This window comes from Pseudomonas sp. A (assembly GCF_056270345.1).
Genome location: NZ_CM149873.1, coordinates 3,354,791 through 3,377,629 on the forward strand (window position 1 = coordinate 3,354,791; position 22,839 = coordinate 3,377,629).

Annotated in this window: 24 protein-coding genes; 7 read left to right on the forward strand and 17 right to left on the reverse strand. The window is 66.2% G+C overall.

Annotated features, from left to right (window positions below; genetic code table 11):
* Window positions 1–6: 6 nt before the first annotated feature.
* From AC0MAZ_RS14950 to AC0MAZ_RS14965, 4 genes are all read right to left on the reverse strand, one after another.
* Window positions 7–1,227 carry a M20/M25/M40 family metallo-hydrolase gene (locus AC0MAZ_RS14950; protein WP_475858345.1) on the reverse strand — a complete coding sequence of 407 codons (1,221 nt, stop codon included), beginning with the start codon at window positions 1,225–1,227 and terminating at the stop codon, window positions 7–9.
* Window positions 1,228–1,400: 173 nt separating this feature from the next.
* Window positions 1,401–1,730, reverse strand: coding sequence for a hypothetical protein (locus tag AC0MAZ_RS14955; protein WP_232855349.1), 330 nt, complete (start codon window positions 1,728–1,730; stop codon window positions 1,401–1,403).
* Window positions 1,731–1,804: 74 nt separating this feature from the next.
* Window positions 1,805–2,455, reverse strand: coding sequence for a DUF998 domain-containing protein (locus AC0MAZ_RS14960; protein ID WP_203646957.1), 651 nt, complete (start codon window positions 2,453–2,455; stop codon window positions 1,805–1,807).
* A 63-nt stretch (window positions 2,456–2,518) separates the two neighbouring features.
* Window positions 2,519–3,334, reverse strand: coding sequence for a sulfite exporter TauE/SafE family protein (locus AC0MAZ_RS14965; protein ID WP_232855347.1), 816 nt, complete (start codon window positions 3,332–3,334; stop codon window positions 2,519–2,521).
* A 108-nt stretch (window positions 3,335–3,442) separates the two neighbouring features.
* On the opposite strand from AC0MAZ_RS14965, the gene AC0MAZ_RS14970 reads away from it, so the two are divergent.
* Complete coding sequence (locus AC0MAZ_RS14970; protein WP_475858347.1) at window positions 3,443–4,210, forward strand: AraC family transcriptional regulator; 768 nt, start codon at window positions 3,443–3,445, stop codon at window positions 4,208–4,210.
* A gap of 79 nt (window positions 4,211–4,289) precedes the next feature.
* Entirely contained in the window at window positions 4,290–5,039 is a 750-nt protein-coding gene (locus tag AC0MAZ_RS14975) for a FadR/GntR family transcriptional regulator (protein WP_475858348.1), read from the forward strand.
* Between the two features lie 133 nt (window positions 5,040–5,172).
* Here AC0MAZ_RS14975 and AC0MAZ_RS14980 read toward each other — a convergent pair whose 3' ends face one another.
* The 7 genes from AC0MAZ_RS14980 to pvdM form a co-directional block, all read right to left on the reverse strand.
* Entirely contained in the window at window positions 5,173–6,753 is a 1,581-nt protein-coding gene (locus tag AC0MAZ_RS14980; RefSeq protein ID WP_475858349.1) for an aldehyde dehydrogenase (NADP(+)), read from the reverse strand.
* 145 nt (window positions 6,754–6,898) lie between these two features.
* On the reverse strand, window positions 6,899–8,452 hold the full coding sequence (gene garD / locus AC0MAZ_RS14985; RefSeq protein ID WP_475858350.1) for a galactarate dehydratase: 1,554 nt from the start codon (window positions 8,450–8,452) through the stop codon (window positions 6,899–6,901).
* A gap of 78 nt (window positions 8,453–8,530) precedes the next feature.
* Window positions 8,531–9,886 carry an MFS transporter gene (locus AC0MAZ_RS14990; protein ID WP_267812261.1) on the reverse strand — a complete coding sequence of 452 codons (1,356 nt, stop codon included), beginning with the start codon at window positions 9,884–9,886 and terminating at the stop codon, window positions 8,531–8,533.
* Between the two features lie 102 nt (window positions 9,887–9,988).
* Window positions 9,989–10,900 (reverse strand): 5-dehydro-4-deoxyglucarate dehydratase, encoded by a 912-nt coding sequence (gene kdgD / locus AC0MAZ_RS14995; protein ID WP_234561039.1) that lies wholly within the window; start codon window positions 10,898–10,900, stop codon window positions 9,989–9,991.
* Window positions 10,901–11,347: 447 nt separating this feature from the next.
* The gene (locus AC0MAZ_RS15000; protein ID WP_203646946.1) at window positions 11,348–12,157 is read right to left on the reverse strand and encodes a gamma-glutamyl-gamma-aminobutyrate hydrolase family protein; all 810 of its coding nucleotides are present in this window, start codon (window positions 12,155–12,157) and stop codon (window positions 11,348–11,350) included.
* Between the two features lie 431 nt (window positions 12,158–12,588).
* Complete coding sequence (pvdN, locus tag AC0MAZ_RS15005) at window positions 12,589–13,869, reverse strand: pyoverdine-tailoring periplasmic protein PvdN (RefSeq protein WP_254465118.1); 1,281 nt, start codon at window positions 13,867–13,869, stop codon at window positions 12,589–12,591.
* Window positions 13,862–15,232 carry a dipeptidase gene (gene pvdM / locus AC0MAZ_RS15010; protein WP_203646944.1) on the reverse strand — a complete coding sequence of 457 codons (1,371 nt, stop codon included), beginning with the start codon at window positions 15,230–15,232 and terminating at the stop codon, window positions 13,862–13,864. The genes pvdN and pvdM overlap by 8 nt, the downstream gene beginning before the upstream one ends.
* 182 nt (window positions 15,233–15,414) lie before the next feature.
* On the opposite strand from pvdM, the gene AC0MAZ_RS15015 reads away from it, so the two are divergent.
* Complete coding sequence (locus AC0MAZ_RS15015) at window positions 15,415–15,840, forward strand: hypothetical protein (RefSeq protein WP_232855340.1); 426 nt, start codon at window positions 15,415–15,417, stop codon at window positions 15,838–15,840.
* 62 nt (window positions 15,841–15,902) lie between these two features.
* Here AC0MAZ_RS15015 and pbpG read toward each other — a convergent pair whose 3' ends face one another.
* The gene (pbpG, locus tag AC0MAZ_RS15020; RefSeq protein WP_203646942.1) at window positions 15,903–16,829 is read right to left on the reverse strand and encodes a D-alanyl-D-alanine endopeptidase; all 927 of its coding nucleotides are present in this window, start codon (window positions 16,827–16,829) and stop codon (window positions 15,903–15,905) included.
* Window positions 16,830–17,014: 185 nt separating this feature from the next.
* Between pbpG and AC0MAZ_RS15025 the strand changes: the two genes are divergently transcribed.
* The gene (locus AC0MAZ_RS15025) at window positions 17,015–17,440 is read left to right on the forward strand and encodes a GNAT family N-acetyltransferase (protein ID WP_475858351.1); all 426 of its coding nucleotides are present in this window, start codon (window positions 17,015–17,017) and stop codon (window positions 17,438–17,440) included.
* Window positions 17,441–17,507: 67 nt separating this feature from the next.
* Here the strand turns inward: AC0MAZ_RS15025 and AC0MAZ_RS15030 are convergent, their stop codons facing one another.
* The 3 genes from AC0MAZ_RS15030 to AC0MAZ_RS15040 form a co-directional block, all read right to left on the reverse strand.
* Window positions 17,508–18,323, reverse strand: a complete 816-nt coding sequence (locus AC0MAZ_RS15030; RefSeq protein WP_475858353.1) for a protein phosphatase 2C domain-containing protein — start codon at window positions 18,321–18,323, stop codon at window positions 17,508–17,510.
* Between the two features lie 60 nt (window positions 18,324–18,383).
* The gene (locus AC0MAZ_RS15035) at window positions 18,384–18,992 is read right to left on the reverse strand and encodes a hypothetical protein (protein ID WP_475858354.1); all 609 of its coding nucleotides are present in this window, start codon (window positions 18,990–18,992) and stop codon (window positions 18,384–18,386) included.
* 83 nt (window positions 18,993–19,075) lie between these two features.
* Complete coding sequence (locus AC0MAZ_RS15040; protein WP_475858355.1) at window positions 19,076–19,567, reverse strand: GNAT family N-acetyltransferase; 492 nt, start codon at window positions 19,565–19,567, stop codon at window positions 19,076–19,078.
* A 155-nt stretch (window positions 19,568–19,722) separates the two neighbouring features.
* Between AC0MAZ_RS15040 and AC0MAZ_RS15045 the strand changes: the two genes are divergently transcribed.
* The 3 genes from AC0MAZ_RS15045 to AC0MAZ_RS15055 all read left to right on the forward strand — a co-directional run bounded on the left by AC0MAZ_RS15045 (window position 19,723) and on the right by AC0MAZ_RS15055 (window position 20,971).
* Window positions 19,723–20,094: a VOC family protein gene (locus AC0MAZ_RS15045; protein ID WP_203646931.1), complete on the forward strand. Its 372-nt coding sequence runs from the start codon at window positions 19,723–19,725 to the stop codon at window positions 20,092–20,094.
* Window positions 20,091–20,405, forward strand: a complete 315-nt coding sequence (locus tag AC0MAZ_RS15050) for a DUF2388 domain-containing protein (protein WP_274235421.1) — start codon at window positions 20,091–20,093, stop codon at window positions 20,403–20,405. Before AC0MAZ_RS15045 ends, AC0MAZ_RS15050 begins: the two co-directional genes overlap by 4 nt.
* 86 nt (window positions 20,406–20,491) lie before the next feature.
* Window positions 20,492–20,971: a VOC family protein gene (locus AC0MAZ_RS15055; RefSeq protein WP_475858357.1), complete on the forward strand. Its 480-nt coding sequence runs from the start codon at window positions 20,492–20,494 to the stop codon at window positions 20,969–20,971.
* A gap of 12 nt (window positions 20,972–20,983) precedes the next feature.
* Here AC0MAZ_RS15055 and AC0MAZ_RS15060 read toward each other — a convergent pair whose 3' ends face one another.
* Together AC0MAZ_RS15060 and argC are read right to left on the reverse strand one after the other, a co-directional pair.
* Window positions 20,984–21,670, reverse strand: a complete 687-nt coding sequence (locus tag AC0MAZ_RS15060; protein ID WP_475858358.1) for a GNAT family N-acetyltransferase — start codon at window positions 21,668–21,670, stop codon at window positions 20,984–20,986.
* A gap of 59 nt (window positions 21,671–21,729) precedes the next feature.
* Entirely contained in the window at window positions 21,730–22,659 is a 930-nt protein-coding gene (argC, locus tag AC0MAZ_RS15065; protein WP_203646928.1) for an N-acetyl-gamma-glutamyl-phosphate reductase, read from the reverse strand.
* Window positions 22,660–22,839: the final 180 nt, after the last annotated feature.

The window sequence follows — 22,839 nt, forward strand, 5'->3', positions numbered from 1 at the left end:
GCAGGCTTACTGCGCCAGGTGCCGGATCATCGCCACCGTCAGGTACAAGCGTGGCGCCACGCTGGCGATCTCCATGTACTCGTCGTCGCCATGCAGGCCGGCGCCGACCACACCCAGCGTTTCCAGCACCGCCGGCTTGTCGCTGTCGGGCACGTAGGCGTAGCCGGCGTCGGTGCCGAAGCGCATGGCGATCGGCTGCAACTGCCGGTCGATCTTGCTGTAGAGCTGCCGCGCCGTTTGCGCAAGCTCCGTGGAGGCGTCGTTTCTGGCCAGCGGCGGGCGGCCTTTTTCCACGACCAGCTCGACCTGGGTATCGGCTACAAGCTGTTTCTTGATGATCCGCAGGGCGTCTTCCTGCACCCGCTCGGTCTCGCTCAGGTCGGAGTAGCGCATGTCGGCCTCGGCGCTGGCCTGGGCGGGAATGATATTGGCCTTTTCCCCGGCCTTGGCCAGGGTCCAGTTGACGGTGGTGCCCTTGCCCTTGTCGCCGAGGTCGTTCAACTGCAGCAACTGGTGCGCCAGCTCCACCAGCGCGTTGCGCCCGGCTTCCGGGGCGGAGCCGGCGTGGGAGGCGCGGCCCTTGACCTCGAGCTTGAGGCGGTTGATGCCGTTGGTGGCGACGGTGACCGCGTCCTTGTCCGGCGGCTCGTAGGAGAAGACGAAATCGTGCTTGCGCGCCAGCTCGGCGATCAGTTGCCGCGAGCCGGCCGAGCCCATCTCCTCGTCCGGGTTGAACAGCACGGTGAGGGTGCGGTAGCCCTTGTACTGCTGTTCCTGTAGCAGTTTCAGCGCATGCAGGATCATCGCCACGCCGCCCTTGGCGTCGGCCACGCCGGGGCCGTAGGCGCGTTCCCCATCGATCCGGAACGGGCGCTTGGCCACGGTGCCGGGGCCGAACACCGTGTCGTAGTGGACCATCAGCAGGAAGTCCTTGTCGCCGCTGCCCTTGAGGGTGCCGACGATATTGTCGCCCACCGAGGGCGTGGCCGGCTGGGTGCTGACCTTGGCACCGAGGGCCTCGAGGCGTTTCACCAGTTCGCTGCCGACCTGTTTCAGACCGGGTTCGGTGCCGGTGCCGGTGTCCACTGCCACCAGGGTCTTGAGGGTCTCCAGGTAATGAGGCTGTTCGGCCTGGGCCTGGCTGAACAGTTCCTGGGGCGTCGGGTCGGCGGCCTGGGCGGTGGCACAGGCCAGGGCAAGGGCCAATGAGCAGAATCGCAAGGGCATGGGCAGGGATCTCGTTGTCGTGAACCCTTCAGCGTAGACCCTGCCATCCGATTACCGAGTCATTTGCCCCCGGCGACAAAGCTGCCGTGCAGCCTGAGAGGGCTGAAAATCATGACAACTCATAGTGATGCATGACATTACATATAGTTAATAAGCTATTGAATATAAAGAATTTATCTTTTCGCTATCGCGTGTTGTACGCACTGCTCGTAATACGTCTGCTTGATCGCCGCCGGCTTCAGCCGAGACCGGCTGTTGTAGGTCTGCTCGGTGATGCCGAAGGCCGTCATGCGCATCCACGGCTTGGCGAACTTGCGCGCCTGGAGCTTCTTGCGCGTGGCGTACAGGGTGACGCCGGAAAGCTTGGCCTGCTGCGCCTCGGCGGCGATCTGCGCGCCCCAGCCGCACACCTGGCGATCGTTCTGGCTCAGTGCCCGGGCCTGGGCGCCGAAGGCGGCGGTGGCCAGCAGGCAGCCGGCCACGGTTGCTAGAATCACTCGCATGTTGCTGTCCTAAGCATCTGAAGGAAAACAAAGTTTGCCTTTGCTTCCGACGCCTGGGGGCCAGCAGTTTGCCGTCAGGCGATGGCCATTTGCAGGCCACCGTGCTGGCGCCTGCGCAGCGACTGCAGGGCCAGGGCCGCGATCCACAGCACGCCGACGCCGTAGTTCAGGCGCTGGTAGAGACCGAACAGTTCACCGCTGTGCACGGCCTGGGTCATCAACACTACGGTAACCACCGCCAGTACAGCGCTCAGCAGCGACCCCCAGGCCAGCCCCGGGGATCGGGCAAGGCGCATGCCCAGGCCGATCCACAACACGCTGGCGAGCGTCAGCGAAAGGAACATCAGCAGGCCGCCTAGGTTGTGCATCTGTTGCGAGAACGATGGCTCCAGCGGCGCGCAGCCCTGGTCACAGGCAAACCCGCCGGTCACCAGGCTGCCCAGGCCATGCAACAGCACCAGCAGGGCGCTCAGCCGTGCCAGCTTCGAGCGCCGCCAGCGCCGCGCCAGGCCCCAGGCGAACAGTGCGAACAACAGGGCCAGCGGGAAATTGTTGGCCCAGGGCGACAGCCCGTGGGTGGGGGCGCCGACCGCGCCGAGCTGGCTCATGGCTTGTTGCAGGTGGTCGTAGCCGGGGTAGGCCAGCGCCGTCAGGGTGACGCCCAGCAGCAGCCAGAGGGGGATGAGCAGGCCGCTGGCGAGCAGCAGGCGATCGAACGTCTTCATGCAGTGCCTTCCTTGGTGAGTGCAGGACGCAGCCTACCGCGTCGCCGTGGCCATTCGCCAGCCTTAGCGGCCGTTGACCAGCATCACCAGCAGCACGCAGGCCAGCAGCGCCAGGTAGGCCCGGGCATGCACGCTGTCGGGGATGCGCCCGAGCAGTGGCGCGGCCAGGTGCATGCCGAGCCAGGCGCCGACGGTCATCACCAGGGCCGCGCGCAGGTCGATGAAGCCCAGCAGGCCCGGGCCAAGGTCGAGCTGGCCAGCCGGCAGCAGCGCATAGACCAGCGTGGCCGCCAGGGCCATGGGCAGCGACAGCGGGTTGGCCATGGCCGTGGCGGTTCGCATGCTGGCGCCGCGGCGGCGCATCAGTGGCACGGTCATCACGCTGCCGCCCACCCCGAGCAACGCTGCCAGGGCGCCGATGGGCACGCCGACCAGGCTGGCGCCGGTACTGCCCAGGGGCGCCAGGCGATGTTCGCCAGCGCGGACGAAGCCCGGGCGCAGCCAGGCGTCCATCAGGCTCAGCGCCAGGTAGGCGATGAACAGCCAGCGCAGCCAGGCGCTGGCCAGGTACAGCGCCGCCCAGGCCCCGAGCAGCGCGCCGAGGGCGATGGCCGGCGCCAGTGGTCGCACCAGGTCCCAGCGCAGGCTGCCCGCGCGGTGATGGCGCCAGGTGGCCAGCGCGCTGCTGAAGATCATCACCGTGGCCGAGGTGGCCACGGCGATCTGCATGGCGTGCTGGGCCATGGCGGTCCCCGCGCCATGGCTGGCCAGCAGCAGGGCATAGAACAGCGGCACGGCGAAGAACCCGCCGCCGAAGCCAAACAGCAAGGTGGTGACGCCGGCGCACAGGCCGAACAGGCCAAGCAGGGGATAGAGCATGGTGTGGGCCTCGGGCCAGGGTTGAGGCGGTCAGGGTAGGGGTATGCCTCTTGGCTGGCTTGCGCAACCTGGCCAATAATCGTCGTGTTTCGGCCAGAGCCTCCTTTCATGCGCAATGTTCCCCTGTCCGAGGTCGATGCCACCCCGCGTGCGGTGCTGGCCATCGCCACCGACTATTCGCCCGATACCTTGCTGCCCAGGCATGTCCATCGCCGGGCGCAGTTCCTGTATGGCATGAGCGGGCTGATGGAGGTGCTGACCGATGACGGCGCCTGGGTCATCCCGCCCGGCAGCGGGGTATGGATTCCGCCCGGCAAGCCGCATCAGGTGCGCATGCGTGGCGTGAGTACCCGCAGCCTGTACATCGAACCGACCGCGCTGCCCAGGCCGGGTGGCGTGTGCGAGGCACTGCGGGTCGGGCCGCTGCTGCACCAGCTGTTGCTGGCCAGCGCCGAGGTGCCGGCCCTGCATGACGAGGCGGGGCGCGATGGCCTGCTGCTGCGGCTCGTGCTGCATGAGCTGGGCCAGGCCGAGCGTCTGCCGCTGTTCGCGCCGCTGCCGGCCGAGCCGCGTCTGGCGGCCCTGTGCCAGGCGTTCCTGGCGCAGCCGTCGGTCCACACCCGTGGCGACACCTGGGCAGGGCAGCTCAACTGGAGCCCGCGTACCTTCAGCCGGCGCTTTCGCGAGCAGACCGGGCTGTCGTTCGGCCAGTGGCGCCAGCAGGCATGCCTGATGGCCGCGGTGACACGGCTGGCGACCGGCGAGGCGGTGACCACCATCGCCCTGGACCTGGGCTATGAAAGCCCCAGCGCGTTCTCCAGCCTGTACCGACGAATCATGGGCCAGCCGCCGTCGGCGGCACGCCAGGGCAGATGAAAACCCCGCTGGACGTATGTGATCGTACAACTGCTTGCGCTATCATCACGCCTGTCTTTCACAACCAGACATACAGGGCATGACAGAGCAGCAGGTACAGGCACGGACCCGGCGCAAGCCGCGCAGTCTGGCCCAGGAACTGGTCACGGTGCTGACCGAACGCATCCGCAGCGGCCAGCTCAAGCGCGGCGACAAGCTGCCCACCGAGTCGCAGATCATGGTCGAGGAGGGGGTCAGCCGCACCGTGGTGCGCGAGGCCATCTCGCGGCTGCAGGCCGCCGGCCAGGTCGAGACCCGTCATGGCATCGGCACCTTCGTGCTGGACGCGCCGAGCACTGGTGGCTTTCGGATCGACCCGGCGACCATCGTCACCTTGCGCGAAGTGCTGGCGGTGCTGGAGTTGCGCATCGCCCTGGAGATCGAAGCCGCGGGCCTTGCCGCCCAGCGTCGCGGCGATGAGGAACTGGCCGGCATGCGCGCGGCGCTGGACGAGCTCAACGAGGGCGCGGCCCACGCCTCGGATGCGGTGTCGGCGGATTTCCAGTTCCACCTGCGCATTGCCCAGGCCAGCGGCAATCACTATTTCGCCGACATCATCAACCACCTGGGTACCAGCATCATCCCGCGCACCCGGCTCAATTCGGCGCGCCTGGCCCATGACGACCAGGCGCACTACATGAACCGGCTGATGCATGAGCACGAGGCGATCTACGAGGCCATCGCCCGACGCGACAGCGAAGGCGCGAAGATGGCCATGCGCATGCACCTGAGCAACAGCCGCGAGCGCCTGCGCCAGGCCCATGAAGAGGCCGAGGCGCAAGGCATTTGATCTGTACTGGTCCCTTCGCGGGTAAACCCGCTCCCACAGGTTCTTCACAGCGCGCTGGCAAACGCTGATCCCTGTGGGAGCGGGTTTACCCGCGAAGAGGCCGACGCAGGCACCCTAAAAGAGCCCAGGGCTCTCAGACCGCCCCGTCACTCCACTGCCCATTCACCAATCGCCGCAGCCCCAGCGGGTTACCATCGCGCAATGCCTCCGGCAGCAGCGCCTGCGGGTAGTTCTGGTAGCACACCGGGCGCAGGAACCGATCGATGGCCAGGGTGCCGACCGAAGTGCCGCGGGCATCCGAGGTCGCCGGGTAAGGTCCGCCATGGACCATGGCGTCGCACACCTCGACCCCGGTCGGGTAGCCATTGACCAGGATCCGCCCGACCTTCTCCTCCAGCAGCGGCACCAGCCAGGCAAACGCCTCGAAGTCTTCCGGCTCGCCGATCAGCGTGGCGGTCAGCTGGCCGCGCAGACCGAGCAGGGCGGCGCGCAGTTGCTCGCGGTCGCTGACTTCGACGGCCACCGTGGCCGGGCCGAACACTTCTTCCTGCAGCAGCGGGTCGGACTCCAGCAGCAGACGGGCGTCGGCCTTGAACAGCTGGGCACGGGCCTGGTCGCCCTGTTGCGCCTGACCGGCCAGGTGCTGGATGCCGGCATGGGCGTGCAAGTGTTCCAGGCCGGCGACATAGCTGCGCAGGCCGCCGGCGTTGAGCAGGGTCTGGCCAGCCTGTTGCTCCAGATGCCGGCCCAGGTCATTCAGCAACTGGCTGAAGCCAGGCGACTGCAGGCCGATCAGCATCCCCGGGTTGGTGCAGAACTGCCCGGCGCCCAGGCACACGGAGCCGGCCAGCTCACGGGCGATGGCTTCGCCGCGCTTGGCTAGCGCGCCCGGCAGGATGATCACCGGGTTGATGCTGGACATCTCGGCGAACACCGGGATCGGTTGCGCCCGCTCGGCAGCCATGCGGCACAAAGCGTCGCCGCCCTTGAGCGAGCCGGTGAAGCTGACCGCCTGGATGGCCGGGTGCTTGACCAGCCACTCACCGACACCGCCACCGAACACCATGTTGAACACGCCCTTGGGCATGCCGGTGCGTTCGGCGGCGCGCAGGATGGCGCAGGCCACCAGGTCGGCGGTGGCCATGTGGCCACTGTGAGCCTTGAACACCACCGGGCAACCGGCGGCCAGGGCTGCGGCGGTGTCGCCGCCGGCGGTGGAGAAGGCCAGCGGGAAATTGCTGGCGCCAAATACCGCTACCGGGCCGACGCCGATACGCATCTGGCGGATGTCCACCCGTGGCAGCGGCTGGCGCTCGGGCAGCGCCAGGTCGATGCGCGCACCGAGGAAGTCGCCACGGCGCAGTACCTGGGCGAACAGGCGCATCTGCCCGCTGGTGCGGCCGCGTTCGCCCTGGATACGCGCGGCGGGCAGGGCGGTTTCGCGGCAGACGATGGCGACGAAGCTGTCATCGAGTTCGTCCAGTTCGGCGGCGATGGCGTCGAGGAATTCGGCGCGGCGTGCCGGGGGGAGCTGGCGGAATTCGCCGAAGGCGACGGCGGCGGCTTGGGCGGCGCGGTCGACTTCGCCCTCGGTGGCCTGGGCAAAGCTGTAGGGCAGTGCCTCGCCGGTGGTGGCGTCCAGGCTTTGCAGGCGTTGCGGGCCGACGGCACTGCGTTGGCCGGCGATGAAGTTGTGGCCGAGGATATTGGGCATGGGGTGCTCCTGTAGGTCAGAAAGAGGGGACATTCACCGACCCTGTGGGAGCGGGTTTACCCGCGAACACCAGCGAAGCTGGTGCCAGACCATGCGGCGTCTGATTCGCGGGTAAACCCGCTCCCACAGGGTTTGGCGCGTGCCTTCAGGTGATCGGTGCCGGATTGAACAGGGTGATGTCGTTGTGCAGACCATGCTGCTCGGCCCAGGTGCGCTTGCGACCACTGGCCACGTCCAGGTAATAGCGGAACAGCTCCCAGCCAAGCTCCTCGATGCTCGCCCGGCCACTGGCGATGCGCCCGGCGTCGATGTCGATCAGGTCCGGCCAGCGCTGGGCCAGTTCGCTGCGGGTGCACACCTTGACCACCGGTGCCATGGCCAGGCCGTAAGGCGTGCCGCGACCGGTGGTGAACACATGCAGGTTCATCCCGGCGGCCAGCTGCAGGGTGCCGCAGACGAAGTCGCTGGCCGGGGTGGCGCAGAAGATCAGGCCCTTGTGCGTGACCCGTTCGCCCGGGCCGAGCACGCCCTGGATGGCGCCGCTGCCGGACTTGACGATCGAGCCCAGGGATTTCTCGACGATGTTGGACAAGCCACCTTTCTTGTTGCCTGGCGTGGTGTTGGCGCTGCGATCCGCCGCGCCCTGTTGCAGGTAGCGGTCGTACCAGTCCATCTCGCGCACCAGCGCCTCGGCGACTTCCGGCGTTTCGGCGCGGGAGGTGAGCATGTAGATGGCGTCGCGCACCTCGGTGACTTCCGAGAACAGCACGGTGGCTCCGGCGCGCACCAGCAGGTCGGCGGCATGGCCCAGGGCGGGGTTGGCGGTGATGCCGGAAAAGGCGTCGCTGCCGCCGCATTGCATGCCCAGGATCAGCTCGCTGGCCGGCACGGTTTCGCGGCGGCGCTGGTCAAGCTTGCGCAGGCGGGTTTCGGCCAGGGCCATGATCTGCTCGATCATCTCGACGAAGCCCAGCGAGGCGTCCTGCAGGCGGTATAGCCAGGGTTCGCTGAGGTCCACGGACGGGTCGTCCTCGTGCATCACCTGGCCGGCCTGGAGTTTTTCGCAGCCCAGGCTGATGACCAGCGCCTCGCCGCCCAGGTTGGGGTTGCGCGCCAGGTTGCGCACGGTGCGAATCGGGATGTAGGCATCGCGGGCGTTGATCGCCACGCCGCAGCCGTAGCTGTGGGTGAGGGCGACCACATCATCCACGTTGGGGTATTTGGGCAGCAGTTCGTCGCGGATACGCTTGACCGCGTGGTCGAGCACGCCGGTCACGCACTGCACGGTGGTGGTGATGCCGAGGATGTTGCGGGTGCCGACGGTGCCGTCGGCATTGCGATAGCCCTCGAAGGTGAAGCCTTCGAGGGGCGCCTGGGCGGCGGGCACGGCGTCGCAGCGCGGCAGGCTGTCGAGCTCGGGGGCGGCCGGCATCGCCAGTTGATCTTCCTTGACCCAACTGCCCTGGCGCAGGTCTTCCAGGGCATGGCCGATGACCTGGCCGTAGCGGCGCACCGCCTCGCCCCGGCGGATATCCGCGGTGGCGACCTTGTGGCTCTGCGGAACGCCCTCGACCAGGGTCAGGCCGTCGGCGAAGCGCGCGCCTTCGCCCAGGCCGCCGTCGTTGACCACCACCACGACATTGTCGTCAGGATGCAGGCGCACGTAGCGGGGCGACTCGGAATGTTCGATCAACTGCATGGTCAGGCCCTTCTTGTCGTTTCTTTCAGGCTTCTTGTACGCCAGCCTGCGCCCGGGCAGGGCGCAGGCGTGTTTCACTCAATGGCGCGAAGTGGCGAGTTCAGTGGTGGGTGCTGCTTCCTGCTTCGGGTTGTCCTTGAGCTCGATGCGCTTGATCGGACCGACGATCACCAGGTAGCTGAACACTGCCACCAGGGCGTTGGCGCCCACGTACACCAGGGCCCACTTGAACGAGCCGGTGGCGCTGATGATGTAGCCGATGACGATCGGCGTGGTGATCGAGGCGATGTTGCCGAAGGTGTTGAACAGCCCGCCCGACAGCCCGGCGATCTGCTTGGGCGAGGTGTCGGCGACCACCGCCCAGCCCAGCGCGCCGATGCCCTTGCCGAAGAACGCCAGGGTCATGAAACCGACCACCATCCATTCGGCCTCGACGTAGTTGCAGAAGACCATGGTGGTCGACAGCAGCAGGCCGCAGACGATCGGCAGCTTGCGCGAGAAGGTCAGCGAGTTGCCGCGGCGCAGCAACCAGTCCGACAGCACGCCGCCAAGCACGCCGCCGATGAAGCCGCACACTGCCGGCAACGAGGCGATGAAGCCGGCCTTGAGGATGGTCATGCCGCGTTCCTGCACCAGGTACACCGGGAACCAGGTGAGGAAGAAGTAGGTGATGGCGTTGATGCAGTACTGGCCCAGGTAGACGCCCAGCAGCATGCGGCTGGTCAGCAGTTGCTTGATATAGCCCCATTTCGGGCCGTCGTTGCCGCGTTTCTGGTCCATGTCCACCAGGCCGCCGTTCTGTTCGATGTGCTCGAGCTCGGCGGCACCGATGCGCGGATGCTGGCGCGGGTTGTAGATGGTCTTGAGCCACACCGCCGAGAACACGATGCCCAGCGCGCCCATCACCACGAACACATGTTCCCAGCCGAAGGTGAAGACGATCCAGCCCATGATCGGCGCGAACAGCGCGGTGGCGAAGTACTGCGCCGAGTTGAAGATCGCCGAGGCGGTGCCGCGCTCTTGCGTCGGGAACCAGGCCGCGACGATCCGGGCATTGCCGGGGAACGACGGCGCTTCGGCGAAGCCGACCAGAAAGCGCAGGGTGAACAGCGTGACCACCGCCCAGGCCACCGGCAGGCCGCCGACAAAGCCCTGCAGCAGGGTGAACAGCGACCAGGTGAAGATGCTGAAGGCGTAGACGTTCTTCGAGCCGAAGCGGTCAAGCAGCCAGCCGCCGGGGATCTGCCCGGCCACGTAGGCCCAGCCGAAGGCGGAGAAGATGTAGCCGAGGGTGACCGCGTCGATGCCCAGGTCCTTCTGCAGGCTGGAGCCGGCGATGGCGATGGTGGCGCGGTCGGCGTAGTTGATGGTGGTCACCAGGAACAGCATCAACAGGATCAGGTAGCGCACATGCGTCTTTTTCGTCGCTTGCATGCTGGTTACTCCCACTCGTTATTTTTATACGGGGATCGGTTGTGGGCCGGAGCAGGGTGGCCCTGCTCCGGCGGCGGCATCGGCAGGCCGCAGGGCGTTCGCTTATTGCGGGCCCATCTTGTCCATCAGCGCGGCGAGCATCTCGTACTCCTGCGCGGTCAGGTCGGTCAGCGGCGTGCGCACGGGCCCGGCGTCGTAGCCGGCGATCTTCGCCCCGGCCTTGACGATGCTCACGGCATAGCCGGCCTTGCGGTTGCGGATGTCCAGGTACGGCAGGAAGAAGTCGTCGATCAGCTTGGCCACGGTGGCGTGATCGTCGCGGGCGATGGCGTGGTAGAAGTCCATCGCCGTCTTCGGCACGAAGTTGAACACCGCCGAGGAGTACACCGGTACGCCCAGGGCCTTGTACGCCGCAGCATACACCTCGGCGGTAGGCAGGCCACCCAGGTAGCTGAAGCGATCACCCAGGCGGCGACGAATCGACACCATCAGCTCGATGTCGCCCAGGCCGTCCTTGTAGCCGATCAGGTTCGGGCAGCGCTCGGCCAGGCGTTCCAGCAGGTCGGCGTTCAGCCGGCAGACGTTGCGGTTGTATACCACCACGCCGATATTCACCGCCTTGCACACCGCCTCGACATGGGCGGCGACGCCGTCCTGGCTGGCTTCGGTGAGGTAGTGGGGCAGCAGCAGCAGGCCTTTGGCGCCGAGGCGCTCGGCCTCTTTGGCGTATTCGATGGCCTGGCGGGTCGAGCCGCCGACGCCGGCGAGGATCGGCACCGACGTGGCGCAGGTGTCGACGGCGGTCTTGATCACCTGGCTGTACTCGCTGGCGGCCAGGGAGAAGAACTCGCCGGTGCCGCCGGCGGCGAACAGCGCGCTGGCGCCGTAGGGGGCGAGCCATTCCAGGCGCTTTACGTAGCCGGCCGGGTTGAAGTCGCCGTGGGCGTCGAAGTCGGTGACGGGGAACGACAGCAGGCCGTGGGAGAGGATGGATTGCAGTTCTTGTGGGGTCATTGTTGTAGGCATCCTGTGGCGCTTGGAGGAGGGGGAACCAAGGTGAGAGGTAAGTTATCGTACAACTTGTGCGATGACTAGTCCCCCCCTGCACAGAATTTTGAATTCGTTTCAGCCATGACAACGCAATCCCTGTAGGAGCGGCCTTGTGTCGCGAAAGGGCCGCAAAGCGGCCCCGGCGATTGATGCGTCTACGCTAAGACCCTGGGGCCGCTGCGCGCCCCTTTCGCGACACAAGGCCGCTCCTACAGGGGAAAGCGTAAGCCCTATTTATTCGGTAGAGTGATGTTGTCGTATGACTTTTGCGGAAGAAAAAAGATCGCGGAGACAGGCACAAGCCCGCCGCCCGCTTCCACGGGAAGTGTTCTGGGACCAGCAGAGGGTGACCGGGGAAACGGGGGCGGTATTGCACCGCCCCGCGATCAAAGCTAACGAAGCTTCAGTGGATCAGGCAGCCTGGTGGTGCTTGACCTGGGACTTGCGGACCTGGGCGCGGCAGGCGTCGCCGAAGGCCTGGAACATCTTGATCGAGTCGGGGTTCTTCGCCGCCTGCCACTCCGGGTGCCACTGCACCGCGAACAGGAAGGGCGACAGGCTCGGGGCGTGGATCGCCTCGACCAGGCCGTCTTCGGCATGGGCGATCGGCTCGATGCCGGCACCCAGGTTGCGCAGGCCCTGGCCGTGCAGCGAATTGACGCGGATCTCGTCGGTGCCCAGGGTATCGCGCAGCCAGCTGCCTGGCTTGATCTTCACGCTGTGCACCGCGGCGTACTGGACCTCGACCGGATCTTCCGGGTTTTCCCGGTGGTCGTTGAAGCCGGGCTCGGCGTAGACCTTCTGGTAGATGTCACCGCCCAAAGCCACGTTGATTTCCTGCATGCCGCGGCAGATGCCGAAGATCGGCAGGCCGCGCTTGATCGCGGCCTTGACCAGCGGCATGTCGAACAGGTCGCGGTCCTTGTCCTGGCCCTTGCCGGGGGTCTGGTTTTCCTGGCCGTAGAGGCTCGGGTCGATGTTGCTGCCGGCACCGGTCAGGTAGACGCCGTCGGCCATGTCCAGGTAGGTCTCGAGGTCTTCGACGCCACAGCAGGTGGGCACCAGGACCGGGACGCAACCGGCGAAATCGACCAGCGGGGTGATGTATTTGTGGGTCATGACCTGATAGTCATGGCCTTTGCGCTCTTGGCTGCCCATGGTCATCAGGACGACGGGTTTGCGCAGGGAGGGTTGCTTGTTGCCAATGTTGCTGTTGGACATATGTCACCTTGAGACAGGTCATGCCTGTCGTTGTTGTGCAGGCGCACGGCCGGGGCCTTCAGTGCTGCCTGGAGCCCCGAGCACTGCCGGCTCGCCTTGCAGGCGATGTCGGTCGGGGCCTGACTCCTAGCTTGCCAGAGCCGTTCGATATGTCAAACGAGTGGCGGGGCGCCCAGGCGCCGGTTTCCGGGGGATTGAGATGTTCAAGGCCTTGGCTGGCAAGGGTTTGGCGGGGGTTTAGGTCAATAATATTTAACGATGCAGTTGGCTCATTGCGCCGGTGCAATGATCGCTCGTGCACGTTGGTTTTTCGCCGACAAGCAGGCGTACGGCACAGTCCGGGCCGTGTCTGTCTGCAGGCATGCCTGCAAGGGAAGTTGGACTTGTCGGCGAAAGGGCCGCAGAGCGGCCCCATTACAGCAGGAGGCGTTTCAACCGATCTGCTTGCGCAGTAGCGCCATGGCCCGATCGATCTGTTGCTCGTCGTTGAGCAGGCTGGGCGCAAAGCGGATCACCGGCCCGACGTCGCGGTCCACGGCATCGACCATGACCTTGTTGGCGTTCAGGTAGGCCGCCACGGCATCGGGATCGCGGTCCTTGATGCGCAGGAAGGTGAAGCCGGCGGAGAACTCACGGCTGACCGGGGTCACCAGCTCGATGGCGCGGTGCTCGGCCAGGCGTGCCTTGAGGTAGTCGTTGAGCTGATGGATACGCGCCTGGACGTCGGCCTTGCCCAGGGCAAGGTGCAGCTTGAAGGCCTCGCCCAGCGCCCAGCGGTGCTCGAAGGCGTGGTAACCGCCCGGGGTCATGATGGTGCCGAAGTCCTCGTTGCGCGAGAAGGTGGCGAAGGTCGGTGTCAGGTGCTGCATCTGCTCCGACGCCGCGCAGATGATCCCCGTGCCCCGGGGGCCGAACATCCATTTGTGGGTGCCGGCGATGAACCAGTCGCAGTTGAAGTCGGCGAAGCGCACGTTTTCCACGCCGAAGCCGTGTACGCCATCGACCACGTAGAGAATGCGCTCGGCCTCGTCGCGGTTGCGGTTGTGCTGGCGTACCAGTTCGCCGATGGCGCCCACCGGCAGCTTGACGCCGCTGCCCGAGTGCACCCAGGTCATGCCCAGCACCCGGGTCTCGGGGCGGATGCTGCGGTCGATCAGGCTCAGGACCCGATCAGTGGAGACCTCGCCGGGTTTGTCGAACAGGCGCAGCTTGCGCACCTGGGTGCCGTGCTGGCGCTGGCGGAATGCCAGGCAATTGTGGGTCGAGTAGTGCTCGTGTTCGGTGGTGAGGATTTCCTGGTGCGGCGCCACATGCAGGCCGCCGTAGATCATGCCCAGGCCCTCGGTGGTGCTGCCGGTCAGGGCAACCTGGCGCGGACGCACATCCAGGTAGCGGCCCGCCCATTCGCGGACCTCGTCCTCGCGTTGCCATTCGTACTGGCTTTCCCAGTCCATGCACAGGGCCGGGTTGCGGTCGAGGGTGGCGCGGTGGCGGTCGATCGCTTCCTGCACCGGGCGCGGGTGGGCGGTAATCAGGAAATTGGCGAAGTGCGCGACATCGGGGGCCAGGGGGAACAGTTGGCGCAGTTGGCGCCATTTGTCCGGGCCTTGCAGTGTCGGGGCTGCCGGCTCGGCGGCCAGGGCACCGGGCAGCAAGGGCAGGCTGGCGGCCAGGGCGGCGGCCTGCTTGAGGAAGGCGCGCCGGTCAGTCATGGCGAGCTTCCCGGTTGTTGTCGAGCAGGGCCACCGGGTTGGCGGCTTTCTGCACTTGCCCCCACACACGCAGGAAGTTGCCCGCCCAGAGTTTGGCGATATCGGTTTCGGAATAGCCGCGGGTCAGCAGCTCGGCGGTGACGTTACGGATCTCGCCGACGTTCATGAAGCCGGTGACGCCGCCGCCATCGTTGAAGTCGGAGCTGATGCCGACATGGTCGATACCCATCTTCTTCACGGCGTAGTCGATGGCATCGACGTATTCCTTGAGGCCGGCACGGGGCTCTTCGTCGACGATGGCGTAAAGGCTGCTGGCGTATTCGCCGAAGCGCGCCTCGGGCCAGATGGCGATGATCGGGTCGCCTGGCATCAGCGCGTTGGTCAGGCCTTGCAGCGGTTGCAGGTCGAAGCGCGCGCGCAGGGCCTCGAGTTTTTCCAGGGTCGGCTTGCTCAGCGGCTTGAGGTAGGTGGTGAAGGCCACGACCTGGAGCACGCCGCCGCTGTCCTTGATCAGTTGCATCTCCTTGTCGGAGAGGTTGCGCGGGATGTCCACCAGCGCCCGCGGCGCCGAGTGCGAGGCGACGAACGGGGCGCGACTCAGGCGGGCCACGTCTTCCAGGGCCAGGGTGGACATCTGTGAGACGTCGATGATCACGCCCAGGTCGTTGAGCCGCTTGACCGCCTGCTCGCCCAGTGGCGACAGGCCGCCGAAGGCGTCGGGGGTGTCGTTGAAGAACGGCAGCGGGCGCGAGGAGTCGGCCCAGGCGTTGTTGCCGGTGTAGCTGAAGCCGAACATGCGCATGCCGCGCTTGCTCCACAGGTCGAGCTGCGACAGGTCGTTGCCCAGCGGGTAGGCGTTGAGCATGCTGATGAAGATGGCGAACTTGCCTTCGCCGTTCAGGCGGCGGAAGTCCTCGGGGGTGTAGGCGATGCCGACCTGGTTGGGGAAGTCACGCACGATCCCGCTGATGATCTTGTAGCGCACTTCCTGCTGGTTTCGGGCCTCGTCGACGAAGCCCGGGGTCGGACGGTGCGGTGCGTTCGGGCCGTTCCACAGCTCGGGCCAGCCGAAGACGGTCAGCGCCGCGCCCGACAACCGGCCCTTGGCCGCCTTGGCCAGGTCGAACTGACCACGGCCGTCCTTGTCAGCCTCGTAGCCGTCGCTGCCGTAGCCCAGCGGCACGGTGACATGGCTGTCGAAGGAGAGCATGTGTTCGTGCAGTTCATTGGCCTGCTGCACGATGGCGCGGGGATAGCCGCTGTCCTGCTTCCAGAAGTAATAGCCGGCGGCGCCACCCAGGGCGGCCACCAGGGCCAGGGGCAGGCCGATGTACAAGGCTTTGCGGGAACGGGTCTTGGTCATTGCCATCTCGTTGCGGGGCTGATCGGGTCGGCCTGTCGGGTCGCCAGGGGCGCCAGGGCATGGCTCGGGTATGTGGTGGACGAATGACGAGGGGGTAAATTTATCGGCGTAAAGCCATCAAGTCTGCCGTGGCGCGGCCGATAGCGCTGGTATTGAAAGGACCCACCACGGAGGATTAGGGAATGGTAGGTATCAACAGTGCGACGATGGGCGTGATCACCAGTGTGGCCAACGCCCAGCCCGCAGAAAAGAAAGAAAAGCCGTTGACGAGCGTCGCGGTGGACCTGTCGGGTGAAACCACCCCGGGCAAGGCCGAGGAGGCCAAGCAGGCCGAGGGTGGTGAGGGCAGCGGCGAGCCGGGGCACATTACCCAGCTGCGCGACATGATCAAGCAATTGCAGAAGCAGCTTGCCGAAGAGCAGAAGCAACTGGCGATGATTGCCGAGCAAGAGATGGACGAAACCTCCAAGCTGGCCATGATCACCGCCAAACAGGCGAGCATCGCCACCCTGAGCGGGCAGATCCTGGCCGCCACGCAACAGTTGCTCGAAGCGTTGACCAAGACTGGCGGCAGCAGCGCCGGTGGCATGATCGCCACCCAGGCCTGAGACCCATACCGGTAAAGCAAGACGCCCCGCATCATGCGGGGCGTCGTCGTTTCAGCGGTGTGTCAGTCCTGCGCCAGGCGCGCGCGGCTCTGGCGCTCGCTCTTGTACTGCATGGCCACCGCCGGCGCCGGCTTGGCGCTGCCGGTCTCCAGCCACTGGCGCATGCGGCTGGCATCGGCGAAGTGGGTGTACTTGCCGTAGGCGTCGAGAATCACCATGGCCACCGGACGGTTGTCCATCTTCGTCAGCAGCACCAGGCAATGCCCCGCTTCGTTGGTGAAGCCGGTCTTGGTCAGGGCGATGTCCCAGTTGCTCTTGTTCACCAGGTGGTCGGTGTTGCGAAAGCCCAGGGTGTAGTTGGGCTTGCGGAACGCCACGGTCTTCTCGCGGGTGGTCGACAGCTCGCTGAGCAGCGGATACTTGCGCGAGGCCATCAGCAACTTGGCGAGGTCGTGGGCGGTGGACACGTTCAGGGTCGACAGGCCGGTCGGCTCGACGTAGCGGGTGCGGCTCATGCCCAGGCTGCGGGCCTTGGCGTTCATCGCCTTGATGAAGGCGCCATAGCCACCGGGGTAGTGGTTGGCCAGGGTGTTGGCCGCGCGGTTTTCCGACGACATCAGGGTGATCAGCAACGTCTCGCGCCGGTTCAGCTCACTGCCCAGGCGTACCCGCGAGTACACGCCCTTCATCTCCGGGTTGTTGGCGATGGTCATGCCGAGCATTTCGTCCATGGGCAGCTTGGCGTCGAGCACGACCATCGCGGTCATCAGCTTGGTGACCGAGGCGATGGGGCGCACGCGATCGGCGTGGCTGGCATACAGCTCCTTGTTGGTGTTGAGGTCGATCAACAGGGCGCTGCCAGAGGCCAGGTGCAGCTTGCTTGGGTCACGCTGGACCTGGGCCGGGGGTTGTGCAGCAGCGGTCGACGGTAGGGTCGCGGTACCTGTGAGCAACAGCAGCAGGCTGAGGATGGACAGGGAAGTTTTCACGTTGAGGCTCACTAAATGTTGGTATGTCGTTGGCTGTGCAAGGGTTTCCCCCCAAAAAACCTTTGCATTTTGGAGTATGGTCGAACCGCTGTCGAATGCCTTATATCTAAAGGGCGCAACGTGAAGTAAATTTAATCCGGCGCGCTTTGCGCCGCCTTCCTACGTGGTCAACCGGACGACCTGCCATGACGCTCACGATCGATTTCACCGACCAGGCCACCAGCCTGCACCACGATGCGATTCTCAAACCCCTGCGCGCCTTCAACGACAGCGTGATCGGTTCGCCCGGCGCGGCCACCGTCGCCTGGACGCTGCGCGATCCCGACGATGATGAGGTCGTTGGCGGGCTCTACGCCAGGCTCGGAGGGGGCTGGTTGTTCGTCGAGCTGCTGGTGGTGCCCGAGCGCATGCGCGGGCAGGGCAGCGGACGCGAGCTGATGGCCCAGGCCGAGGCGCTGGCGAGGGAGAAGGGGTGTTGCGGAATCTGGCTGGATACCTTCAGCTTCCAGGCGCCGGACTTCTACCGCAAGCTGGGGTTCGAGGTGTTCGGCGAGCTTGCCGACTTTCCGCCTGGGCATACCCGCTATTTCCTGCATAAACGGTTGGCGTAGCATCTCGCTCCTCACAGCCGGGGCTGCTTTGCAGCCCTTTCGCGGCACAAGGCCGCTCCTACAAGGGTCAACCCACCCGCAACCAGATCGCCGAGGCGTCGTCGCTCATCTTGAACCGCGGGTAGCGCAGGCATGCGGCATCGTCGTGCTCGATGCCGCGCAGTGTCCGTGCAAGATCATCCAGGCCGTGGCTTTGCAGGCGCTCGATGAAACCTGCCGGGTCATAGGCCCGGTAGGTATCGAACAGCGCCGCGAAGCCATCGCTCATCAGCAGCACATCGTCACCCACGGCGACTGGCGCTCGGCTGTAGAAGGTGCCCTCACGGGACAGCTCGGCATCTACGCCGAGCACGGCCCGGGGCCGCTCGCGAGCGCTGCGGCGGTCGGCCAGCACCGCTGGGGTGCGCACGCCGTGGGCGCCGGTGCCGGGGCCGAGTGCGGCGGCTTCGGCTTGCTCGGCCTCGCGATCGGGCTCGGGGGTGAGGAAGCGGATGCCTTGCGCGCTGCGATGCAGCACCACGCAGTCGGCCAGGTGCGCGCAGACCAGTTCTTCACCTTCGATGGCCACCGCGGCAAAGGCCGCGCGCGGCAGTTCCCAGGTGGCCAGGGGCTCGCGTCGGCGGTCCTGCCGGTAGGCCTGGGCAATCGAATCGAAGACCGTCTCGCAGACCTGCCGCAGTGGCCCCGAGGCCGTGGCGAAGGCGCGCTGGGTCGTGGCCGAGAGCCACGCCGCGCCGCCGCGCTCGCCGAGCAGGCCGGGGGCGCCGAGGTCGGTAGCGCCGTCGATGACCCAGGCGTGGCAGTCGGCGTTGCCGATACGGTCGTCATTGGGCACATCGGGCTTGCCAGCCAGGCACAAGCTCTGGATCAGGTCGAAATGCATGTCGGGCTCCAGGTCGGTGGGATCACCGACCTTGAGCCCTGCGCCGTCGCGAGTCAAATTTCACGGTCTGGGCGTGCGGTCCCAGCAATGGCTGTCCAGGTCGCAGACGCCGAATTGCCGGTCCATCAGCGCCATGCGTCGCAGGTGGGCGTCGAGGATGTCGCGGCCTACTTCGCTGTCGATGATATAGCGGCTGTAGCGCTCGATCAGGCGTTGCTTCCAGGCATCGCGGGTAGCCGCGTCCAGGGTGTCGGGCGCACTGGCCAGGCGTTGCAGGGTGGTGTCGTCGACGCGCTTGAGCTGGTCGCTGAAGGTGGCGATGTAACGGGCGCGCTGTGCTTCCTTGTGACGGGAGGCTTCGGCATCGAAGGTATCGAGATTGCGTTGCCATTGCGCCCAGTAGGCATCCGGCAACTTCAGGTCGCGCTTCTGGCGCAATGCGTCGACGATCTGCGCGTTGCTCTCGCGCGGTGGTGGCTGTCGGTCCTGGCTGGCCAGTGGGTCCTGGGCCAGGATCTGCGTGATCCAGGCCGTGCGGGCTTCGCTATCCGGTTGAATCGGACCGAGCGGCGCTGAGTCGGTGGCGTTCGAGCTTGGCAGGCCGTTGCAGCCGGTGAGTGACAGCATCAGCGACAGTGCCAGCAGGGCTGGCAGGTTGTGGCATAACATGAATCTTCCTTGAGTAACTGCACAATCGTGCATCCGATCGGATGCACGAGGGGTATCGGCTCTTGCCTGGCCGACTTGAGCGTTCAGCCGAGGGCCTTGGCCATTTCCGTGGTTGCCGCCCAACCCAACCCGGCGTAAACCGGCCTGCCCACGTCGGTGGCATGAAGCACGGCGAAGTCCAGGCCGCGCTCGGCGAACTCCGATTCGGCGAGGCGCATCAGTTTCGAGGCCAGGCCCTGACGCCGATGGGATGGCTCGACATAGACATTCAGCACGTAGCCGCGCTGTTCCTGATGGGGGTGGGCCGGATGCGGCGGCCACTCGATCGTCATCAGGCCGATCGCGGCCACTGGTTGCATGTCGCCCAACAATACGAAACCGTAATAGCGACCGTCCGCCAGGCGCGTCCATAGCCAGGGCCCAAAGTGCTCGGTCATGGTCTTCAGGCGATGCGGGTCGCCACCGGCTTCCAGAAACATGGCCTCGCGATGGGCGCAGACCATGGCATGGTCGCCCGGCAACAGACGGCGCAGGGTCAGGCCGGGAAAGTCGATGGCGGGCGGCAGGTCGTTCATGGCAGTTGCCTTGGGTCGAAGACCTCGATCCTAGGCGTGTACGGCGCCAGCGGTTAGATACAGATGGCCGGCAAACGCGGCATACAGCCCCTTGCCGCTCCCCGGGTTTGCGGCGATGATCCGCCGCAAACCGTTTACCGACGAGGAGGTTCCGCATGCCTGTTGCCCCGCTTTTGCGCTGCACCGACCTTGACGCCACCCGCCGTCATTACCGCGATGTGCTGCAATTTACCGTCGCCGACACCGCGCAATCGACCCTTACCGTCCAGTTGCACGACTGCCGCCTGCTGTTCACCGAGGACGACCTGTGGCGGCTGCCGCCGGGGTGTGCCGGGACCTTCTATCTGGTGGTCGAGGATGTCGACGGCTATTACGCACAAGTTCGCGAGCTGGCGGATATCGCCTGGCCGTTGCACGACACGGAGTATGGTTCGCGGGAGTTCGGCGTGCGTGATTGCAATGGCTATTACCTGGCCTTCAGCCAGCGGCACGCCGACGTCGCGCAAGCCGCACGGGTTGCCTCGTGATCCTGCGCGGCCGAGCATTGCTGGCGATGTTGCTGCTTGCCGGCCCGGCCTTGGCCATGGACGGCAAGGGCAACTCGAGCGACCACTTCACCGTCGGCTCGAGCCTCGCCACCGCAGCGGTAAGCGGCTCCACCAGCCATCCGACGCGTACCTACCAGGCCGCCCGCGACGATGCGTTGCTGTTCATCGCCAGCGACGGGCGCCTGCGCGGCGCACGGCTGGAGCAGGCCTTGGACGAGTACCGCCAGCTGCATCCGGTGAGCGCGCTGAGCGATCGTGAGCTGGCCCAGGCGTTCGCCTGCCAGGGCTGATGGCTTGAGCCGCTGATCGGTCCGCCCTGGCATGCCAGGACAGGCGGCTAGACTCGTGGGCAACGAGTCCCGCCAGGAGTCCGATCATGACCGCCAAGAACAGCATTTGCCTGTGGTACGACAGCGACGCCGAGGTGGCGGCGAACTTCTACGCCAGCACCTTCCCCGACAGCCGGGTGACCGCCGTGCACAAGGCGCCCGCCGACTACCCCTCGGGCAAGGCGGGCGATGTGATCACGGTTGAGTTCACCGTGATGGGCATCCCGTGCATCGGTCTCAATGGGGGCAAGGCGTTCAGCCACAGCGAGGCCTTTTCGTTCCAGGTGGCGACCGACAGCCAGGAGGAAACGGATCGCTACTGGGACGCCATCGTCGGTAACGGTGGCAGCGAGAGCGTATGCGGCTGGTGCAAGGACAAGTGGGGGCTGTCCTGGCAGATCAGCCCGCGGGTATTGACCCAGGCGGTGGCCAGCCCCGATCGCGCCCTGGCGAAGCGGGCGTTCGAGGCGATGCTGCAGATGGGCAAGATCGACATTGCCACGATCGAGAAGGCCATCAAGGGCTGACGGCGAGGCGCCTCAATGCACGGTCTTGCGTTCCCTGACGCACGCCCTTGCCTGTTCCGTCAGGACGTCCAGCCGCTCGTCGCGCAGGCGCTCGGCATCCACCATTGCCTCCTCGCCCTGTTGCTTGAGCAGGTAGGCGTGGATCTGCCGGACTTCGACGGTCTGGTAGATCGGCGCGATGTCCAGCCGCCCGATCAGTGCGCCGCTGGCCTGCCCGGTACTGCTCATCAACACCTGTGGGCCGGTACAGGCGACCACCTGCAGGCCCATGTTCTCGAACCATGGCACCTGCTGGGCGAAAGTGCTCAGCTCGACGCAGGCATAGCGTTCACGCACTGCGTCCAGCAGGCCACGGGCGATGCCCTGACGGCGGTGGCTGGGCGTCACTGCAAGGTAGGCCAGGGCGCAGGCCTGCGGGTTGTCCTGGGCCGGCAGTACCAGGGCGAAGCCGAGCAACTGGTCCGGCGCCTCGGCATCCAGGGCCAGGGTCAGCTCGACGGCCAGGCCACGGGTGCCGTCCAGTGCCATCAGGTACTGGTGCACCTCCAGGCCGACTCCGTACTGGTACAACGGGTAGAGCGGATTGTCCGGGCTGATGGCGACGCTGCTGAGCTGGCCGACATGGTCGATCACCAGCTGGCGGATCTGGTTCTGGAAGGATTCGGGCGGCACGCCATCAAGGCGGCGGAGGATGAACATCGCGGGTCGGGCTCCGGCAGGATTGAAACACCCGCCCCGGAACGAGGCGGGTGATCATTCTAGCGCAGCCCGGCCAGCATGAGGTCGAGGTTCTGCACCGCGGCGCCCGAGGCGCCCTTGCCCAGGTTGTCGAACACCGCAGTCAGCAATACCTGGCCATGCTCGGGGTTGGCATACACGGCCAGGCGCAAGTCGTTGCTGTCGTTCAGCGCCTGCGGGTCCAGCGCCTGAGCTGGGCCGTGCTGGTGCAGAGGCATCACCTGCACATGGCGGGCACCCTGGTAATGCCGCTCCAGGCAGGCTTGCAGCTGCTCGGCGCTGACCCCGGGCAGCAGGCGCAGTTGCAGCGGGATGCTCAGCACGATGCCCTGGCGGTAGTCGCCGTAACCCGGCACGAACACCGGCCGCGCGCTCAGCCCCGCATGCTGCTGGATCTCTGGCACATGCTTGTGGGCGAGCTCCAGTCCGTATAGCTGGAGTGTCGGCAGGTAGGCGTCGCTGCGCTGCTCATGCCGCTCGACGGCGGCCCGGCCGCCACCGGAGTAGCCGGAGATGGCATGGATGCTCAGCGGATAGTCCGCCGGCAGCAAGCCTGCCTTGACCAGCGGATGCAGCAGGGCGATCGCGCCGGTGGGGTAGCAGCCGGGGTTGCTTACCCGGGTGGCCCGGGCAATGCGTTCGGCCTGTTGTTCGTTCAGTTCCGGCAGGCCATAGATCCAGCCGGGCGTGGTGCGGTGCGCGGAGCTTGCGTCGATCACCCGCACCGCCGGGTTGTGCAGGGTGGCCACGGCCTCGCGGGCGGCGTCGTCGGGCAGGCAGAGCACGGCGATATCGGCGCTGTTGATCGCCTCGCTGCGCCGCGCCGGGTCTTTGCGCTCGGCTTCGGGCAGGGTGAGCAGGCGCAGGTCCTGGCGGCCGTGCAGGCGGGCATGGATCTGCAGGCCGGTGGTGCCTTGGTCGCCGTCGATGAAGACGAGGGGCTGGTGCATGTCGGTGTTCCAGTGAAGAGAAGGAATGGCGTTATCCTCGTCGTTCGCTGGACGAAAGAAAATTTGAATATCATGATTGCCATGTTCAGTAATCCTGAATCTAAATCGCATGCCCCTGTAGGAGCGGCCTCGTGCCGCGAAAGGGCTGCGAAGCAGCCCCAGGGTTGCCCGTTTGGCGCG